The organism is Streptomyces sp. NPDC013157 (genome assembly GCF_042899865.1).
Lineage (GTDB): Bacteria > Actinomycetota > Actinomycetes > Streptomycetales > Streptomycetaceae > Streptomyces.
In genome coordinates this window covers 13,095-30,518 of sequence record NZ_JBIBAK010000029.1, presented here as the reverse complement: position 1 = coordinate 30,518, position 17,424 = coordinate 13,095, and the positions used below count along the sequence as shown (strand labels likewise).

General features: G+C 68.8%; 17 protein-coding genes and 2 pseudogenes. 5 read left to right on the top strand and 14 right to left on the bottom strand.

Going from position 1 to position 17,424, the window contains the following annotated elements:
- Positions 1 to 27: 27 nt before the first annotated feature.
- The 7 genes and pseudogenes from ACFY6U_RS49580 to ACFY6U_RS49550 all read right to left on the bottom strand — a co-directional run.
- Entirely contained in the window at positions 28 to 942 is a 915-nt protein-coding gene (locus tag ACFY6U_RS49580; protein WP_390049367.1) for an alpha/beta hydrolase, read from the bottom strand.
- Positions 943 to 963: 21 nt separating this feature from the next.
- A complete protein-coding gene (gene dmpG, locus ACFY6U_RS49575) occupies positions 964 to 1,992 on the bottom strand; it encodes a 4-hydroxy-2-oxovalerate aldolase (RefSeq protein ID WP_097272978.1) in 1,029 nt (342 codons plus the stop codon).
- The gene (locus ACFY6U_RS49570) at positions 1,989 to 2,963 is read right to left on the bottom strand and encodes an acetaldehyde dehydrogenase (acetylating) (RefSeq protein WP_093632152.1); all 975 of its coding nucleotides are present in this window, start codon (positions 2,961 to 2,963) and stop codon (positions 1,989 to 1,991) included. The genes dmpG and ACFY6U_RS49570 overlap by 4 nt, the downstream gene beginning before the upstream one ends.
- Positions 2,960 to 3,757 (bottom strand): 2-keto-4-pentenoate hydratase, encoded by a 798-nt coding sequence (locus ACFY6U_RS49565; RefSeq protein WP_390049365.1) that lies wholly within the window; start codon positions 3,755 to 3,757, stop codon positions 2,960 to 2,962. The genes ACFY6U_RS49570 and ACFY6U_RS49565 overlap by 4 nt, the downstream gene beginning before the upstream one ends.
- A gap of 5 nt (positions 3,758 to 3,762) precedes the next feature.
- Positions 3,763 to 4,701, bottom strand: a complete 939-nt coding sequence (locus ACFY6U_RS49560) for a 3-carboxyethylcatechol 2,3-dioxygenase (RefSeq protein ID WP_390049363.1) — start codon at positions 4,699 to 4,701, stop codon at positions 3,763 to 3,765.
- Positions 4,702 to 4,713: 12 nt separating this feature from the next.
- Positions 4,714 to 5,697: a zinc-binding dehydrogenase gene (locus ACFY6U_RS49555; protein WP_390049361.1), complete on the bottom strand. Its 984-nt coding sequence runs from the start codon at positions 5,695 to 5,697 to the stop codon at positions 4,714 to 4,716.
- A 143-nt stretch (positions 5,698 to 5,840) separates the two neighbouring features.
- Positions 5,841 to 6,359: pseudogene (locus ACFY6U_RS49550) on the bottom strand (transposase); the annotation flags it as partial.
- Positions 6,360 to 6,582: 223 nt separating this feature from the next.
- Between ACFY6U_RS49550 and ACFY6U_RS49545 the strand changes: the two are divergent.
- Both ACFY6U_RS49545 and ACFY6U_RS49540 read left to right on the top strand, forming a co-directional pair.
- On the top strand, positions 6,583 to 8,670 hold the full coding sequence (locus ACFY6U_RS49545; RefSeq protein ID WP_390049482.1) for a HelD family protein: 2,088 nt from the start codon (positions 6,583 to 6,585) through the stop codon (positions 8,668 to 8,670).
- A gap of 69 nt (positions 8,671 to 8,739) precedes the next feature.
- On the top strand, positions 8,740 to 9,030 hold the full coding sequence (locus ACFY6U_RS49540) for a DUF4193 domain-containing protein (RefSeq protein ID WP_123979965.1): 291 nt from the start codon (positions 8,740 to 8,742) through the stop codon (positions 9,028 to 9,030).
- Between the two features lie 215 nt (positions 9,031 to 9,245).
- On the opposite strand, the gene ACFY6U_RS49535 is transcribed toward ACFY6U_RS49540, so the two are convergent.
- Positions 9,246 to 9,731 (bottom strand): transposase, encoded by a 486-nt coding sequence (locus ACFY6U_RS49535; RefSeq protein ID WP_390049359.1) that lies wholly within the window; start codon positions 9,729 to 9,731, stop codon positions 9,246 to 9,248.
- A complete protein-coding gene (locus ACFY6U_RS49530) occupies positions 9,655 to 9,939 on the bottom strand; it encodes a transposase (RefSeq protein ID WP_390049480.1) in 285 nt (94 codons plus the stop codon). Before ACFY6U_RS49530 ends, ACFY6U_RS49535 begins: the two co-directional genes overlap by 77 nt.
- Before the next feature lie 187 nt (positions 9,940 to 10,126).
- Between ACFY6U_RS49530 and ACFY6U_RS49525 the strand changes: the two genes are divergently transcribed.
- A complete protein-coding gene (locus tag ACFY6U_RS49525; RefSeq protein ID WP_390049478.1) occupies positions 10,127 to 10,555 on the top strand; it encodes an ester cyclase in 429 nt (142 codons plus the stop codon).
- A 255-nt stretch (positions 10,556 to 10,810) separates the two neighbouring features.
- On the opposite strand, the gene ACFY6U_RS49520 is transcribed toward ACFY6U_RS49525, so the two are convergent.
- On the bottom strand, positions 10,811 to 11,299 hold the full coding sequence (locus ACFY6U_RS49520) for a hypothetical protein (protein WP_390049357.1): 489 nt from the start codon (positions 11,297 to 11,299) through the stop codon (positions 10,811 to 10,813).
- Positions 11,300 to 11,875: 576 nt separating this feature from the next.
- On the opposite strand from ACFY6U_RS49520, the pseudogene ACFY6U_RS49515 reads away from it, so the two are divergent.
- Positions 11,876 to 11,956, top strand: a pseudogene (locus tag ACFY6U_RS49515) (ATP-binding protein); the annotation flags it as partial.
- 48 nt (positions 11,957 to 12,004) lie between these two features.
- On the opposite strand, the gene ACFY6U_RS49510 reads toward ACFY6U_RS49515, so the two are convergent.
- The 4 genes from ACFY6U_RS49510 to ACFY6U_RS49495 form a co-directional block, all read right to left on the bottom strand.
- On the bottom strand, positions 12,005 to 13,612 hold the full coding sequence (locus ACFY6U_RS49510) for an FAD-dependent oxidoreductase (RefSeq protein WP_390049355.1): 1,608 nt from the start codon (positions 13,610 to 13,612) through the stop codon (positions 12,005 to 12,007).
- Between the two features lie 24 nt (positions 13,613 to 13,636).
- The gene (locus tag ACFY6U_RS49505) at positions 13,637 to 14,878 is read right to left on the bottom strand and encodes an MFS transporter (RefSeq protein WP_059211211.1); all 1,242 of its coding nucleotides are present in this window, start codon (positions 14,876 to 14,878) and stop codon (positions 13,637 to 13,639) included.
- Between the two features lie 168 nt (positions 14,879 to 15,046).
- The gene (locus ACFY6U_RS49500; RefSeq protein ID WP_390049353.1) at positions 15,047 to 15,850 is read right to left on the bottom strand and encodes an alpha/beta fold hydrolase; all 804 of its coding nucleotides are present in this window, start codon (positions 15,848 to 15,850) and stop codon (positions 15,047 to 15,049) included.
- Between the two features lie 108 nt (positions 15,851 to 15,958).
- The gene (locus ACFY6U_RS49495) at positions 15,959 to 16,291 is read right to left on the bottom strand and encodes a hypothetical protein (RefSeq protein ID WP_390049352.1); all 333 of its coding nucleotides are present in this window, start codon (positions 16,289 to 16,291) and stop codon (positions 15,959 to 15,961) included.
- A 560-nt stretch (positions 16,292 to 16,851) separates the two neighbouring features.
- Here ACFY6U_RS49495 and ACFY6U_RS49490 point away from each other — a divergent pair.
- Entirely contained in the window at positions 16,852 to 17,415 is a 564-nt protein-coding gene (locus ACFY6U_RS49490) for a cupin domain-containing protein (protein WP_390049351.1), read from the top strand.
- Positions 17,416 to 17,424 lie beyond the last annotated feature (9 nt).

Sequence of the window (17,424 nt, the reverse complement as noted above, 5' to 3'; positions counted from 1 at the left end):
ATGACAAGCTGAGGGTGCGCCGCACCGTCACCGAGCGGCTGGAGCCCCGAGAGTCCGCTTGAGGAAGGCGATCTGGTCGGGAACCACCTGGTCGAAGCCCTCCCCGACGTAGGGGTCCCAATGGCCGCCGGGGTAGGCGAGCAACTTGCCGTGCGGAGCCGCGGCCGCGAGAGCGGCACCGGGGCCCGGCGGCGTGAGGTCGTCGTGGTCCATCACCTGGACCAGCAGGGGGCAGGAGAGCCGGGGGGCGGTCTCGACGGCGCGGAAGAAGGGCAGCGACAGGATCACGCGCGCGCTGACCTCGTTGTCGTAGGGCACGTCCGCCGGAAGGAGGCGCAGCATTCCCTCGTAGGCGTCCGCAGTGGCCAGCACGGCGCCCTGCTCACCGCGGCGGCCCACGGTCTTCACGGTGTACGGCTCACGGCCGAGGCGAGCCCCGAGGGCGTCCCGGACGCCCGCCACACCCAGGCCCAGCACGTGGGTCGCCGACCTCTTCAGCATGCGCACCAGCGCGGCCCGGCCGTCGGCGAGGGGCGCCTGCGACACCACTGCGGCGATGCTCGGGTCCTCCGCGGCGACCAGCACCACGGTGCCGCCGGACATGGAGCTGCCCCACACGGCGACACGCCTGGCATCGACCTCAGGACGGGACCTCGCCGCGGAGACGGCGGCGTGATAGTCGGCGACCAGCCGCTTGATCTCGAGCAGGTTGCGCGGACGCCCGCTGGATGCGCCGAAGGACCGGTAGTCGAAGACCAGGGCGCCGAGCCCCTCGGCGGCGAACCGCTCGGCGTAGGCTGCGAGCCGCATCTCCTTGATGCCGCCGAAACCGTGCGCCAGGACGACGCAGGGGGCGGGTCCGTCGACGCCTTCGGGGGCGTACCACCAGGCGTCCAGTTCGTCTCCGTCGATCGGGATGCGTATGGGCAGGCGTTCACCCATGGGCTTTCTCCTTGCTGTGTGTCAGTTCACGGGCCTGGTAGCCGGGTTGGACATCAAGTCGAGCGCGATGTCCACGATCATGTCCTCCTGGCCGCCGACCAGGCCGCGCCGGCCGACTTCCAGCAGGAGGGTGCGGGCGTCGACGCCGTAGCGCTCGGCGGCGATCTCCGCGTGGCGCAGGAAGGAGGAGTAGACGCCGCCGTAGCCGAGGGTGAGCGTCTCGCGGTCGACCTGTACGGGGCGGTCGCGCAGGGGGCGGACCAGGTCGTCGGCGGCGTCCTGGAGGTCGAACAGGTCGCAGCCGTGCTTCCAGCCCTGGATGTTCGCCACGGCGATGAACGCCTCGATGGGGCAGTTTCCGGCACCCGCTCCTTGTCCGGCCAGGGAGGCGTCGACGCGGGTGACGCCCTCCTCGACGGCGACGACACTGTTGGCGACCGACAGGGAGAGGTTCTCGTGCGCGTGGATGCCGATCTGAGTGCTCTCGTCGAGTACGTCGCGGTAGGCGCGGACCCGTTCGCGTACGCCGTCCAGGGTGAGGCGGCCGCCGGAGTCGGTGACGTAGACGCACTGGGCGCCGTAGGACTCCATGAGCTTTGCCTGCGCGGCGAGTTGGGGCGCCTCGGCCATGTGGCTCATCATCAGGAAGCCGGAGACGTCCATGCCCAGCTCGCGCGCCTTGGCGATGTGCTGGGCCGAGATGTCGGCCTCGGTGCAGTGGGTGGCGATGCGCACCGAACGGACGCCGAGGGCGTAGGCGCGCTCCAGTTCGGCGATGGTGCCGATGCCGGGGAGAAGGAGCGTGGTGAGGACGGCGTTGTCGATCGCGTCCGCCGCGGCCTCGATCCATTCCCAGTCGGTGTGGCTGCCGGGGCCGTAGTTGAGGGAGCCGCCGGCGAGGCCGTCGCCGTGGGCGACCTCGATGGCGTCGACGCCGGCTGCGTCGAGGGCGGCCGCGATGCGGCCCACGTCGGCAGGATCGATGCGGTGCCGGATGGCGTGCATGCCGTCCCGCAGGGTCACGTCCTGGATGTAGAGCTGGTGAGTCATCGGCTGGCCTCCGCGGTGACGGTGGTGCTGTGCCGGGCGATCGACTCGGCGGTGCGCAGGGCGGCCGAGGTCATGATGTCGAGGTTTCCGGCGTAGGCGGGCAGGTAGTGGGCGGCGCCCTCGACTTCGAGGAACACCGAGACACGGGTGGTCACCGGGCCCGCGCCCTCGGGGAGCAGAGTGTGCACGGGCTCGCCTTCCGCGATCGGAGTGAACTGCACCTCCTGCTTGAGGCGGTAGCCCGGCACGTACTGGGCGACCCGCTCGGCCATCTCCTTGACGGAGGCTCGGATGGCGTCGTGGTCCGCGTCCCCGATGAGGCAGAAGACGGTGTCTCGCATGATCAGCGGGGGTTCGGCGGGGTTGAGGACGATGATCGCCTTGCCGCGGGCCGCGCCGCCGACGTTCTCGATGGCGTGGGAGGTGGTCTCGGTGAACTCGTCGATGTTGGCGCGCGTGCCCGGCCCCGCCGACTTGGAGGCGATGGAGGCGACGATCTCCGCATAGTGGACGTCGGTCACCGCGGAGATGGCCGCGACCATGGGGATGGTGGCCTGGCCGCCGCAGGTGACCATGTTGAGGTTGTCCGCGCCGGCCTCCAGGTGCTCGTCGAGGTTGACGGGCGGGACGACGAACGGTCCGATGGCGGCGGGGGTGAGGTCGATGAGCCGCTTTCCGAAGGGCGCGAGCCGGTGGGCGTTGGCCAGGTGGGCCTTGGCCGAGGTCGCGTCGAAGACGATCTCGATGTCGTCGAAGTGCTCCATGGCGATCAGGCCCTCGACGCCCTCGTGGGTCGTCGGGACCTTCAGTCGGGCGGCGCGGGCGAGGCCGTCGGACTCCGGGTCGATGCCCACCATGGCGGCCACTTCGAGGGTGTCCGACAGGCGGAGGATCTTGATCATCAGGTCGGTGCCGATGTTGCCCGACCCGATGATGGCGACCTTGGTCTTTGACGTCTTGGGGGAAGTCATGCGTCCCTCTTCTCGGAGAATGCGGCGGTGACCTCGCCGAGCGAGCTGATCTCGGCGCGGATCCGGGTGCCGGGCGGAGCCGGGACCATCGGGCCCAGCGCGCCGGAGAGGACGACCTGTCCGGCCCGCAACGGGTCACCCAGGTCACGGGCCGTCCGGGCGAGCCAGGCCAGCGCGTTCAGGGGGTCGCCGAGGCAGGCGGCGCCGTTGCCCTCGGAGACGAGGACGTCGTCGGCGTACAGCCGCATCACGGTCTCGCGGGGCTCGAACTCGTCCAGCGTGAGGCGGCGTTCCGCCAGCACGAACAGTCCGCTGGAGGCGTTGTCGGCGACCGTGTCGGTGAGGGAGATGTCCCAGTCGGCGATACGGCTGTCGACGATCTCCAGCGCGGCCACGGCGTAGTCGACCGCAGCGCGCACCTGCGCCGGGTCCAGGTCGCCGGCGGCCAGGTCCTCCTTGAGGACGAAGGCGATCTCCGCCTCGGCCTTGGGCTGCAGCAGCCTGCCGGAGGGGACCTCGGCCTCGGCGGAGACGTCCATGTCGGCGAAGAGCACCCCGAAGTCAGGCTGGTCGACGCCGAGTTGGCGCTGGACGGCCGGGGAGGTCAGGCCGATCTTGCGGCCGACGACGACCGCACCGCCGTCCACTCTGCTGCGGGTGAGTTCCTGCTGTACGGCGTACGCGGCGTCGACGTCCTGGGTACCGAGCAGATCGCGTACCGGGGCCACGGGCCGTCCCTCGGCGAAGGCGGCGGCGAGCCGGGCGGCCGCCAGCTCGACGGGAGTGACTGCCATGCCGGTCACCGCCCTTCCGCCGTGGTCACAGCGAATCCGGCGATCCAGGCGGGGATGGCCTCGTAGAAGCGGGACGTCATCTCGTACGTGCCGGTGGCCGCGAGGGAGGCGTACGCCGCGATCCAGGTGCGGACCTCGTGGGCGGAGCCGCCGCCCTGTGCGGCCATGTCGTCGACGGTCCAGGAGTCGAACTCCGCGAGGTCGCCGCGCTCCAGGTGGTCGAGGAGGCGGTTGTCCCAGGCGGGGTTGATCGGGATCATCTTCGACGACCCGGCGGCGTAGTCGCGGCCGGCCTGGACGACCCGCTCCTCGCCCTTCGTACGCTGCTGAGGGGTGGGCGGGTTGCCCTCGATGAGCGCGTCGGCGACCCGGGGCGGTGCGCCCTCGAGCACCGGCACCGGCGGGTCGTGGGACAGACCGCCGGAGGCGACGAACAGCACCCGCTTGTCCAGGTCGGCCGCGGCCTGACCGACCGCGGTGCCGAGAGCGCGGATCCGGCTGACCGGGCCGAGCGGGGTCGCCACGCCGTTGACGAAGACGGGCACCACCGGCACGCGGTCGATACCGCCGAAGAGCACCTCCAGGGGCTGCGCGAAGCCGTGGTCCACGGTCATCCGGGCCGAGACGGTGAGATCGACGCCGCGGTCGAGCACCCCCTTGGCCAGAGTCCTGGCGGCGTCGGTGTCGACCGACAGCGGCCCGCCCTGGGAACCGAAGTCGCCCACCGCGTGGGCCTCGGTGGCCAGGCAGAACGGGGGCATCTCCTTGTAGAAGAAGCCGTTGTAGTGGTCGGGCGCGTAGAGGACGACGAGCTCCGGGTCGAAGCGGCGGACGAAGGCCCTGGCGCTCTCGACGGCCTCGTCGACGCGGGCCAGAACCTCGGGCTCGGGGTCGTTCCTGCCGATCAGGGGCGAGTGCGAGAGCCCGACGACAGCTGCGGTCATGGGAGAGGGTCCTTAACTCTGGGGGGCCGACGGGTGGATGACGAGCTTCCCGGTCAGACCGCCGTCGATCATGAGCTGGAAGCCCTTGTGGATGTCCGTGAGGGGCAGGGTGCGGTCGATCACGGGGCGGACTCCGGTGGCCTCCATCAGCCGGAGCAGCGCGACGAGCTCGCCCCGGGTGCAGCCGGTGGAGCCGAGGACACGTCCCTGGAGGTAGAAGATGCGGGCCAGGTCCGCGGGCGGGTTGGCGCCGCTCGTGGCTCCCGCGATCACGACCGTGCCGCCGCGCCGCAGCGACTTCAGCGAATGGGACCAGGTCGCCTCGCCGACCGTCTCGATCACGACGTCCACCCGCTCGGGCAGCCGCTCACCGGGGGCCAGCGCGGCGCGCACCCCCCAGGTGAGGGCCTCGGCACGCTTGGCCTCGCTGCGGCTGGTGGCGTAGACGACGGCCCCGGCGGCCACCGCGAGCCGGATGGCGGCGGAGGCGACACCGCCGCCCGCGCCCTGTACGAGCACCCGGTCGCCGGCGGTGATCCGGGCCTGGGTGAAGAGCATGCGGTAGGCGGTGCCCCAGGCGACCGGCAGGCAGGCCGCCTCGTCGAAGGACAGCCACGCGGGCTTCGGCACCAGGTTGCGGGTGGGCACGGTCAGGTACTCGGCGAAGGCCCCGTCGTGCTGTTCGGACAGCAGCGCACGGTTCGGGTCGAGCGTCTCGTCGCCCCCGCCCGCGTCCGGGTCGCCGATCACCGGATGCACGATGACCTCGTTGCCGTCCTCGTCGTATCCGGCCGCGTCGCAGCCGAGCACGATGGGAAGGCGCTCCGGGGGATGGCCCACGCCACGCAGCGTCCACAGGTCGTGCATGTTCAGGGAAGAGGCCACGACCCGTACCCGGGACCAGCCGGGCTTCGGGTGAGGTACCGGTACGTCGCGCAGCACCAGACCGGACAGCGGGTCGGCGGCGCTCTGGGAGATGGCGGTAGCTGCAAGCACGCAGCCACGGTCACCCGCACCCGGAGGCAGGACCTAGCCCGTGTGCCACGGTGCAGCACACGTCCGGGCTCCTGCCGGATCGCGGCCCGTGCCCGGCCCCCGTCACTCCCCTCGGACGCCCGGCACGCCGACCAGTGCGCGGCGTGGCCGCTCGGCATCCCACGACGACTCGGCCACTCATTGGGATGCGCGGGAAAAGATCGCTTGGCCGAGACGCCGACGAGGAGGGTCAGTCCGTTCGCGTCCGACAGGAGGTGTATCTCGGAACCGGGCTTGCCGCGGTCCACTGGGCTCGGACCTGTGTGTTCGCCCCCTTTTGGCCCTCACGTGGGCGGTGTCGAGGACGACGCGGGTGACATCGATGAGGCCGGCGCGTCATCGAACCGGTCCAGCACGGCCTCGTGGAGGCAGTCCCAGACACCGGCCCGCGACCAGAACAGGAAGTGACGGTGAGCCGTCGATGTCGATATGCCGAAACAGGGCGGCAACTGGCGCCGGGCGCAGCCGCTGACCAGGACGTAGATGACGGCCGCGAACAGCGTCTCATCAGGTGTGTCCTGCGTTCCGCCGCCCTGCGGCCGCACTCTCCACGACGGGATCAGCGGCTTCGCGATCTCCCACAGCCCGTCCGGAACAATCCAACTCCGCGTACCCCGCCCCATGCCCGGAACAACGACGCCTCACCACGCAGAACACGGTCTAAATAAAGATGCGATGCAGACATAATCGCTCTTGACAAAAACACGCACGCGTGAGCACCGAGACGGAGACCAGAGCGGCTCAGCATTACCTCTGGCGACGGTGACCAATTTCTCGAATAAGTCAAAATTTACTTTCCCTGAGCTCTGGTCGATAGTGGGCACCCGAATCGAGAGGAGCTCTCCGTTGTCGCTATCCAACGACTCCGCTGCGCGTCAGGTCGAGTGGGAACAGGCACGAGTTTCCACGCTGTACGAGCTGCTCACAGAGCGGATCTCCGAGGCACGGACACGCCTGGCGGAAGCACTCAGGACGCCGGCCGAGAGTGCGAGCGAGACATACGAGCGCGGGATCGCCGCCGACCGCCTGACACAGGAGATCGGACGGCTCGAAGGGGCCGAAAACGGACTGGCCTTCGGCCGCATCGACTGGGCGGACGGCACCACACTGCACATAGGCCGGATCGGCCTGCAGACAGAGGACGACGACCTGCCCCTGCTCGTCGACTGGCGTGCGAACGCGGCGCGGCCCTTCTATGAGGCCACGCCGGTTCACCCGATGAACCTGCGGCGACGCCGGCACCTGCGCCTGGACGGGCGCGCGGTGGTCTCGGTGAGCGACGAGCTGCTGGACGGCTCCGCCCCGACCACCGAGGACGTCGTGGGCGACGGCCCGTTGACCGAGGCCCTTTCGGCACGGCGTACGGGCCGAATGCACGCGGCCGTCGCAACGTTGCAGACCGAGCAGGACAAGATTGTCCGCTCCGCGCACCGCGGCGTGACGGTGGTGCAGGGCGGGCCCGGGACGGGCAAGACGGTGGTCGCGCTGCACCGGGCGGCGTATGTCCTGTACGCGTTCCCGCGCGCCGCGAAGGAAGGCGTCCTGGTGGTCGGGCCCAACGCGCGGTTCCTCGACTACATCTCCCAGGTCCTGCCCTCGCTCGGCGAGAACGACGTCGTGCTGGCGACATGCCAGGAACTGGCCGGAGTGGTCCCCACCGCGGTGGAGTCGTTCGACACCGCGCGCCTCAAGGGCAGTTCCGCTCTCGCTGACGCACTTGCCGACCTGCTGCGCACCCATCAAAGTACGCACGGCGACCTCACCTTGCGGGTCGGGCAGGACGTGGTTCACCTTACGGAAGCCACAGTCCGAACGGCACGCGACGCCGCCGTGGCGACCGGGCTGGGACACAATCCAGCGCGCCAGGTGTTCAAGGAGCTTCTGGTCGACGCCCTCACCGAGACGCTGGAACGCAATACGGGTGACCTCTTGGAGCAGATCGACAACGAGGTGGCCCAGCTGACGGGCCGGAACCTCGACCGATTCACGGCGGCGGACCTGCGCCACCCCGGCCCACACGATGCAGCCGCCTCGGGATCGGCCGCCCTTTTCGACGCGGACGCCGTCCGGGCCGACCTCCTCGACGACCCCCACATCGACCAGGCCGTGGAAGTACTGTGGCCGCACTTGACACCCGGTGGACTCGTGCGGGCTCTCCTGACAGACCTCGACACTCTCGCCGAGTACCTTCCCCGGCTGACACCGGACGAGCGGTCGCGTCTGCTGCGTGCCCCGGACGCGCCGTGGACCGAAGCCGATATAGCGCTGCTGGACGAGGCGGGTAGCTTGGTCGAGGGCCCGCCGGAGCGCGTGTACGGGCACGTTGTCGTCGACGAGGCACAGGAATTGACCGCCATGCAGTGGCGGATGATCGTCCGCCGCTGCCCGGCAAAGGCCATGACGCTGGTGGGCGACTTCGCCCAGGCGGGCCCGGTCACGACGGCGCATGACTGGAAGGAGGCGTTGAGTCCGCATGTCGGCCCGCGGTTCCAGCTGCACAGTCTGACGGTCAGTTACCGCACCACGCAGGAGATTCTCGCGAGTACCCGAGACCTGCTCGCCCGGATCGCTCCGGACCAGGAGCCGACCCGGTCACTGCGCACTGGCGAGACTCCCCGCACCGCGACCACCCCTGTTGAGAAGCTGGTCGCCACCGTCGTCCAGGAACTTCGCGACCAGAGCTCCGCGTACCCGGATGAGCTCCTCGGGGTCATCTGCGCAGAGGCGAGGGTGGGCGACCTGATGGCCACTGACATCGCACAGCACGCACGCATCGTTCCGGCATCCGAAGCGCGCGGGCTGGAGTTCGACGGAGTCGTCGTCATCAGCCCCGAAGAGATCACCACGGCGCGCCCCGGCGGGGAGAGGGACCTGTACGTAGCCCTGACCCGGGCGACCAAGCGGCTCTGCACGATCACCGTCCAGCCCGCCTGACACACTCCGTCCGCTTCCCACCGCTCAGACATACGCGAGCACGGCAAACGCCACGACAGAGAAGGCAAGATGGCGAAGGACTTCGACACCCCACGCAACGACGGCATCATCGACAACCTTGAGGAACTCAACACCCGGAGCACCAGCAAATCCGTTCTTGCCATCGACATGGACGAGTCCGAGGCCGCCGAGGGCCTCGAACTGCCCGGTGCCGATCTTTCGGGCGAGGAGCTGACAATCCAGGTGCTTCCGCAGCTGGACAACGAATTCGTCTGTACGGTCTGCTTCCTCGTGCGCCACCGCAGCCAACTGGCCGATGCGAGCAGCGGCCCTCCCGTCTGCCGCGACTGCGACGTCTGACCGTGCGCGCGTGATGTCGTCCTTGGGAGCTCAGTCGCGGCGAGGTAGCTGTCGATGGGGTCGGACCGGTATTGGATCTTCTGAAGTCTGCGACACAGAACCGGCGCTGCCGCTTGGTCCACGTGTCCTTCACCTAGCACGCGAACCCACGTCAGACCGTGAGTGGTCGAGTGCAAGTTGCCACCAGTTCCCGGTGTGAGACCTTCAGGATTCGGCTAATACTCCAGCAGCAGCGGTTCGCCATCTGGCCTGCTAAGACTGCGCCGGGCCAGCGCCCAGCGGTGATGGGTGGGCCGCTCACCGTCGAAGTCCTCGATCACCGGGAGCTGGACGGCCGCCCCGTCATAGACGCGCGGGCCCTTGGCGCCGTCGCCGCACGAACGTTGCTCCCATGCCTCATCCGGCGCCTGGCGGAAAAGATGGTCGATCCGGCCGTAGCACGGTACCGGCTGGGACTTCGGGACGGCGAGCACGTAGCCGACTGCGGCTTCTTCCAGCATCCGGCGAAAGCGCCACTCCTGGCCGTAGGCGGCATCTGCGGTCACCCAGGCGTTCGGCAGCGGGGAGGCGCGTGCGCGCAGCACGATGGCCCTGGCCAGCTCTGGTTTGGTGGCGAAGCCCCTCTCATCGGGAATCTTTGCGGCGCGGCAGCGTTCGCGGTCGTCCGTCCAGGACTTGGGCAGATACAACTCCCGGTCCACCAGGGCGCGTCCGTGGGTGGTGGCGTAGGCGGCGAAGACGCCGATCTGACTGGGGGTGCCCCCACTGGGGGATTTCGGTGCGGCCGGCGGTGCCGGAGTACTGACGCTGTACGCCTGCGGAGGTGGTGCCCTTCTTGATGAAGCCGGTGTCGTCGAGGGTGAGGACCCCGTCGGCCTCGCCGAGCCTGTCGGCGACGAAGGTCTGCAGGTCGTCGCGGACGTCGTCGGCGTTCCAGGCGGCTGCGTTCAGATCTCATCGACGAAATCAATGCGAGCCTATTGACACGAACCATTTCCCGCTGCGCCCGAGCGCTCCTACTCTCACTGTCAACCGCGAGCAACGGCGCCGCGTGCGGCGTCGTCACAGCAATCGTGAGGAGAAGCTTGTGACTTCAATGGATGCAGTCGCGAAGGCGGACGTCGCGAAGGAATACTTTGCCGCATTCAATCGGCGGGATTTCGAAACACTGACGAACATATTCGCCCCGGATATTTTCTTTGAGCATGAAAGCCCGATCCAGGGGCGCGACAAGATCATTTCGATGTTGCAAGGGTTCTGCACCGCCTTCCCTGATCTCACATTCTCCGTTACCGACCAGATCAGCCGCGAGGACGAGGTAGTGTGCTTCCTGCGTTCGTCAGGAACCTGGCAGGGTGAGTTCGCCGGGGTTCCGCCGACCGGCAGGCACTTCACGGCTTGTACCGTCGACCGTATTCGATTCTCCGGTGCGTCCATTGCGAGCATTTCGACGGTGTGCGAGGTCCTGGGCGGCTTCAGCATGATGCACCAGTTGGGGATCGCCGCGCAGCAGTCGGAGGTGTAAGCGACCGCCTCGGTGCAACGGCGGGTGTTCGGCGGCACGAAGCACGGCGCGGCGTTCGGCTATGCCGCGGCGCCCCTGAGCGAGCGCGACTCGCACTGCCCGACACGGCGCAGGCTACCGGTAGTTCGCTAGATTCGGCGGTGGCGCGGGTTGACGGCGAATCAGGTTGGCCGTAGCACTCCAGCCGTAGTTCGCGATCACGGCGAGTCGCTGCTCACGGCCCGTAGACGAGATCCGCGCCCCCACTGGCCTCAATCAGCCAGGACAGTGAACCGCTTCCGAAGGGCCAGCCTGTGGTGGCCACCTGCACCCAGCCGCCCGACTCGTCGGTTCCTGCGTGCCACCACCACCAGCTGCGATCGTCTCCCATTCCTCGGTCGGGTCGAAGTAGTACAGCCATCCCGAGAGCGTCCACAGCCCCTGATCGACGGCCGCTCTCTCCTCTGGCGTCATCGCCCGCCACTGACGCAGCCACGCCGCGACGTCGAAGGGCTCGCCATGCTCCGGTTCCGGGGTCTCGGGCGCGCACCGCTGGATGAACCAGGTCGGCAACAGTTGCGGCCAAAGCTCATCTGTCGGCCAGTCACCCATCTGGGAGACCACACATGTCAGTACCGCACGCGCGTTGTCGATGACCTGGGCTGGTTCCTCGGCAGTGAACCGGAGGCGCACGAGAAACGGCCGGGGCTCGTCGTCATCCTCGGCCCCAGGTCCAGATCGAAGGCGCCGCAGCTCGCCTGTCATGATTTCCACAGTGAGGAAGTATGCACACAGGCACCGACCTCGCGACATCTCGATATCGCCACCGTTCAGGGGACGCGAACCTCTATGGCCGGACAGTTGGCTTGCCGTTGGTAGTGACAGGCTCGGGCGCGGGCTTGGTGTCGGCGTCGCCAGTCTGACCAGCGCAAGCGGTCACAACTCACGATGATCAACGGTGGCCGCAGCCATCTCCGCACCAACCCCGACCAGCAAGATCACGATCTAACGGTTGGAGTACTAACCTCGCGCTTTCATGAAGCGGGCTGTCCGGCAGACGGTCAGGGAAGTAGAAAGTGCCTCTGACCAGCGAGAATGAGGATTGCTGAGGTCCTTGTTCCCGCCCCTGTCGGAGGCACTTTCCAGGTGAAGCAGCCTATCGGGTCCTCTCCCCATGTCCTTGTGCGGGATGACGGCCGGGCCGTGTAGCCGGACGGCATCGGCTGCCCGGCGCACCGCTTTCACCTTCTTCACCAGGACGTCGACCAGCGGGCGGAGAACTGCCCAAGTGACCTCGTGCCGCATCCGCTCCACTCTGCGGACACACGACGGAATCTCACGTTCCAGCAGGGCCTGCGGCTGTCGAAGCTGCCGCACCACAAAACGCTCGACGAGTACGACTTCTCCTTCCAGCCGGACCTCGGGTCCCACATACGTTTCACGGTGTGCCGGAACACGGTCAATGATGCGTCAGTCGTCGGCGAGAGCCGCGTGGACGGAGGAGACGGCGCCGGCACCGTCACCGACCGCGGTGGCCACTCTTTTCGGCGAGCCCGCGCGCAGGTCACCGACCGCGAAGACCCGGGGTGCGCTCGTCTGGAACGGCAGGGCCGTACCGGACCGGCTGTCCGTGAGGACGAAGCCATGGTGGTCCTTGGCCACGCCGTCCAGCCAGCCCGACACCGGGTCGGCGCCGATGAAGCAGAACAGGGCGCGGCAGGCCAGCCGGTCCCGCCGCCCGTCGGACCTCTCGGCGACGATCGACGCGAGGGTGTCGTCGCCGCCCAGTTCGCGGATGGTGCTGCCGGTGTGGACCAGGATCCGCGCATGCGCCCGGATCCGGTCGGTCAGGTAGGACGACATCCGGGCTCCGAGATCGGTACCGCGGACGATCAGATTCACTGTCGCACCACGGGCGGCGAGGGAAAGGGCCGCCTGCCCGGCCGAGTTGGCGCCGCCGACGACCGTCACCGGCTGGTCCTCATAGCCTCGGACGTCCAGCTCGGTCGCGGCGTACCGGACGCAACCGGACTTCTCGAAGGTCGTCCACTGCGCCAGGTCGAGGTGGCGGTAGTGGGCCCCGGTCGCGGCGATCACCGCGCGACACCGGATGCGTGTGCCGTCCTCCAGCAGGACGGCCGGTCGTCGCTCGTCGGAGAGGTCCAGGCCGGCGACCGCGCAGGGCGAGTGGATCCGTACGCCGAACTTGAGCGCCTGGACCATCGCCATACGGGTCAGGCTTTCGCCGCTGACTCCGTGCGGGAAGCCCAGGTAGTTCTCGATGCGGGCGCTCTTGGCGGCCTGGCCGCCGAGCCCGGCGCGGTCCAGCAGTACGGTGACGAGGCCCTCGGACGCCCCGTACACGGCGGCGGCCAGACCCGCCGGGCCGGCGCCCACCACGACGAGATCGACCGGGCGCCCGTCGGCTCGATAGGTGAGACCGAGCACCTCGGCAACAGCTCTGGGTGTCGCGCGCCTCAGCAGCGAACCGTTGACCATCGCGGCCGGGAGGTCGTCCTCGCCGAGCCCCGCCCGTCTCATCAGCGAGCGTCCGGGGTGCGAGGCCGCGTCGAGCCAGGAGTTCGGCAGGAGCATCTGCGCCGCATAGGTGCGTAGTTCGAGCGTCTCCGCGGCGTACGGCCGGCCGACGATCTCCAGGGCGTTGCCTGCCGCCCCGCGGATCACCTCGCGCCGTTCCCTGAACGCCTCGATCAGGGTGTCGGCGATGTCGACCTGCTCGGCGAGGGCCCGGCGCAGCATCGCCGTCCGGATCCGGACGACCATCCCGGCGATCACCACCCGGGCGGTCAGGTAGACGTGCTGACCGGTCAGCAGGTTGAGCTCGCCGAGGAAGTCTCCGGGGCCGCCCCGGTAGATCAGACGCTCCGGCTCGATCGCCGTCGCATCCCGGACGATGTCCACGGTCGCCGACCGGAGCAGGAAGAAGTCGTAGGTGTCGTCGCCGGACGTGTACAGGTCCCGGCCGGGCTCGGCGTGCTCCACCTCACCGTACTCGGCGAGTTGGCGGAACTGTTCGTCGTCCAGGACCGGCCCGCGCTCTGCCGCACCGTCGTTCACGTGATTCCTCCGTGTAGGGCTGTTTCAGGCGCGAACCGGAACGGGCGCCGGCTTCACTCGGGCGACGGTCGTGACATACAGGAGCAGACCGACGGTGGTGAGGACGAAGCCGGCCCACACGGTGGACAGGGTCCCCCAGCCAGCGTCGAGGGCGACGGCGCCGCCGATCGCGCCGAGGCAGTTGGCCAGGTTGAGGGCGGCCAGGTTGAGCGTTCCCATCAGGGTGGGGGCGTCCGGTGCGAAACCGGTCAGCCGGACCTGGATGGTGGGGATGGCTAACATCATGGTGGCGCCGACGCCGAAGAGGCAGGGCAGCAGAACCACCAGGTTGCTGCCTGACACACCGATCAGTACGAGGAACACCAGAGCACCGCCGTAGCCCAGGACCAGACCGCGGTTCTCGTACCGGTCGGCGACACGTCCGCCGACCTGGTTGCCGACCGCCATGCCCAGGCCGAAGACGGCGAGCGCGATCGGGATGAGCGAGGAGTCCCGCAGCGCCGCGTCGGTGACGAACGGGCCGATGAACGTGTAGACGGCGAAGATGCTGGAGATGCCGAGCGCCGCGACGGTGACCATCAGCCAGACGTCCCGCCGCCTGAGGGCGCCCAGTTCGCCCGTGAGGGAGCTGCCGCGCAGGTCGTCGGTGCGCGGCAGCCAGGCCACCAGGGCGGCTCCGGCGAGCAGGCCGACGGCGACCACGGTCCCGTACATGGCGCGCCAGCCGGCGTGCTGGCCGATGAAGGTGCCGAGCGGCGACCCGGCGATGGTGGCGACGGTGAGTCCTCCCATCACGGTGGCGAACGCCTTGCCGCCCTTGCCCGGCCCGTACACGTACGCGGCGACGACGGCCCCGGCGCCGAAGAACGCTCCCTGCACGCTGCCGGTGACAAACCGGAAGACGACGAACAGCACGATGTCCGGCGCCAGGGCGGAGAGCCCGTTGCCGACCAGGAACAGCCCGATCAAGCCGAGCAGCAGGGTGCGCCGGTTGACCCGGGCGGCGAGCAGGGTGATCGCCGGAGAGCCGATCATCACCCCGAAGGCATACGCGGTGATCGCGTAGGTCGCGACCGGAACGGACACGTCCAGATCGGACGCGAACAGCTGGATGATGCCGTTGCTGCCGAACTCGCCGGCGCCGATCGCGAAGGTGCCCAACGCCAGTGCGAACAACGTCAGCTTCGGATTCCTGATGGGCGACTTCGCGGTGGTGTGCCGCTTCTCCTCGGCGGTGCACTGACTGTCGTATGCGTGCTGATGCATCGTCTCGTCCTCGGCAGGAGGGTCGGTTGGACGGCGTACGGGCCGGTGCGGGACGGGGGGATCAATGCCGCCGAGCGCCAGGAAGGCCGCAGCCGGCCCGATCACCCACCGTCCGCCCCAGCCCCTCGAACATCGCCGGCCCCTGCCGGCCTCGTCGGCTCGGTGGTGTCAGCGCGCGGCGCGCTTGACGAGGGCGGCCGTCGCCGCGGGCTGCGCGATCATCGCAACATGCGAGGTGTCGGCCTCGAAGGTGTGCGCGCCGGCCCGGCGCGCCATGAACCGCTGCGCCGCCGGGGGCAGCACCTGGTCGTCGCGGCCCACGAGATACCAGGACGGAATGGTCTTCCAGGCCGGGACGCCGGACGGCTCCCCGAGGGTGCGCACGTCCGCCGGCCGCTGGCCGGCCCACATCAGCCCGGCGGTCGCCTTCGGCAGGTCCCCGGCGAACACGTCGTGGAAGAGCTCCTTCTTGATGTAGCCGTCGACGAGTCCCTCACCGTAGGGACGGAAGTCCAGCGCCTCCTCGCTGAGTCTGCTTCCCGGGTACTTCGTCTGCAGGCCCAGCAGCGTCTCCCCCTGGTCGGGCACGAACGCGGCAACGTAGACCAGCGCCTTCACGTTCGGGTTGCCGGTCGCGGCGTTGGTGACGACGATCCCGCCGTAGGAGTGCGCGACGAGGACGATCGGGCCGCTGAGGGTCGCGAGGATGCCGGCCAGATAGGCGGAGTCGGAGGACACGCTGCGCAGTGGGTTGGGCGGTGCGATGACCGGATAGCCGTCACGGATGAGCCGGGAGGCGACCCCGTTCCAGCCGGAGGCGTCGGCGAACGCGCCGTGCACGAGTACGACGGTGGGCTTCTGGCCGCTGCCACTGCCGCTTCCGGTGTGTGCCTGCGCGGCGGGCGCGTCGAGTGCGGCGCCCACCACGACCGCGGCGGATCCGGCCAACAGCCCCCGGCGAGTTGTCGTCATGGTTGTATACCCTTCGGTATCCGGTGTTCTCGGTGGTGATCGCGGTCAGCGTAAAGCCGCCCACTTGACGAGCACTGAACAGAAATCCGGGCACCGATTCCGTTGTTGTCAAGCATGCCTTCGCGCAAAGCCGGAATACACGTCGGCGGAATACCCGCCGGCGAAATTAAGTTTGTCCCCGCTTCTCATTCCTGGGCCGCTCTGCCCCTCAGGGCCTGCGGTCAGGCATGGCCCCCGGTCCTGGGAGGAGTCGTTCGGCGGCTCGGCGTAGCGCTGGCCGTAGTCCCGCATGGTCTGGTCAACTCGGTCGAGAGCGGCTTCGGCCCGGTCGGGCGATCCGGCTGCCAGCCACATCTCGGCGAGCAGCGCCCAGTGGTAGGCGATGCCCCATTGCGGCGGATCGAGCAGCCGTCGCAACGCGCAGACGTACTTCTGAAACATGTTCAAGGCACTGGAGGGGGCGCCGTCGCCCCAGATCAGGTCGATCAGCTCGCTCGTACTGATCGACTTGCCCGCGCGCGAGCAGGATCACGAGCAGATACGACTGCTGCCGAGGGCCGGGATCCAGCTCGACACCGTCGCGCCAGCCGCAACGGACCGAGAACCTGCAGCCGCAGAGACGCAGCGGAGGAAGCCATTCTCCCGTTCCCAGCCTTGGCCGGCCTTCGCCGCCATCCGCCGTCCGCGGTCGCCCAAGTCCCGAGGCAGGCAAAGCGATTACCAAAGATTTCCGACTGGAAACACAAAGCAAGCAACCAGAATCGACCAGAGTGACAGCCGCAATCGCGGCGACCCCTCCCAACGGGACCTGATCGCCCGATACGAACACCAAAGCAGACTTTACGGACATCGGGGCGCCGTCCACGGACGGTCAACTCCACGTCAACTGGCGGGCGCCAGTCTTTCGGTGCGCGGCGGAGTCCATGCCCAGCGGGCCGCTTACCCCGCTGACGCGATGACCTCGAATGCCCACATCGGCTGAGAAGAGCAGGACTTACCCCATGAGCTCCGTACTACCGTTCCGAAGAATCGTGACCGGCCATGACGGGTCCGGCCGCGCGGTGATCACGCAGGACGCGCCGCCGACTCGCGTGGTGGAGATCGGCGGGCCTGGTGGCCCGACCTTCTACGAGGTGTGGAACACACGCCAGACGCCGGCCGTCATCGACCGGCAGTCGGGTGAGCCGGCGGAGAACGGTCTGGTGCTCGGACCTCCCGAGCGTGGCACTCGTATCCGGGTGATCGACTTCCCTCCGGAGGACGACCGGATCCGGAACCTGACGGGGGCGGAGGCGGCCGAGAAGTTCGGGGAGATGGACGGTGCCGACGCCGCACGGTCCGACGCCGGCGCCCCGCATCCGTTGATGCATCGCACGCAGACGATCGACTACGGGATCGTCGTCGAGGGCGAGCTCACGCTGATCCTCGACGAGGGCGAGACCATCGTCCGCACCGGGGACATCGTGATCCAGCGCGGCACCAACCACGCATGGGCGAACCGGTCGGCCGCGAACTGCCGGGTCGCCTTCGTACTCATCGACGGCCAGTACACCGACGGACTCTGAGAAGGAGGA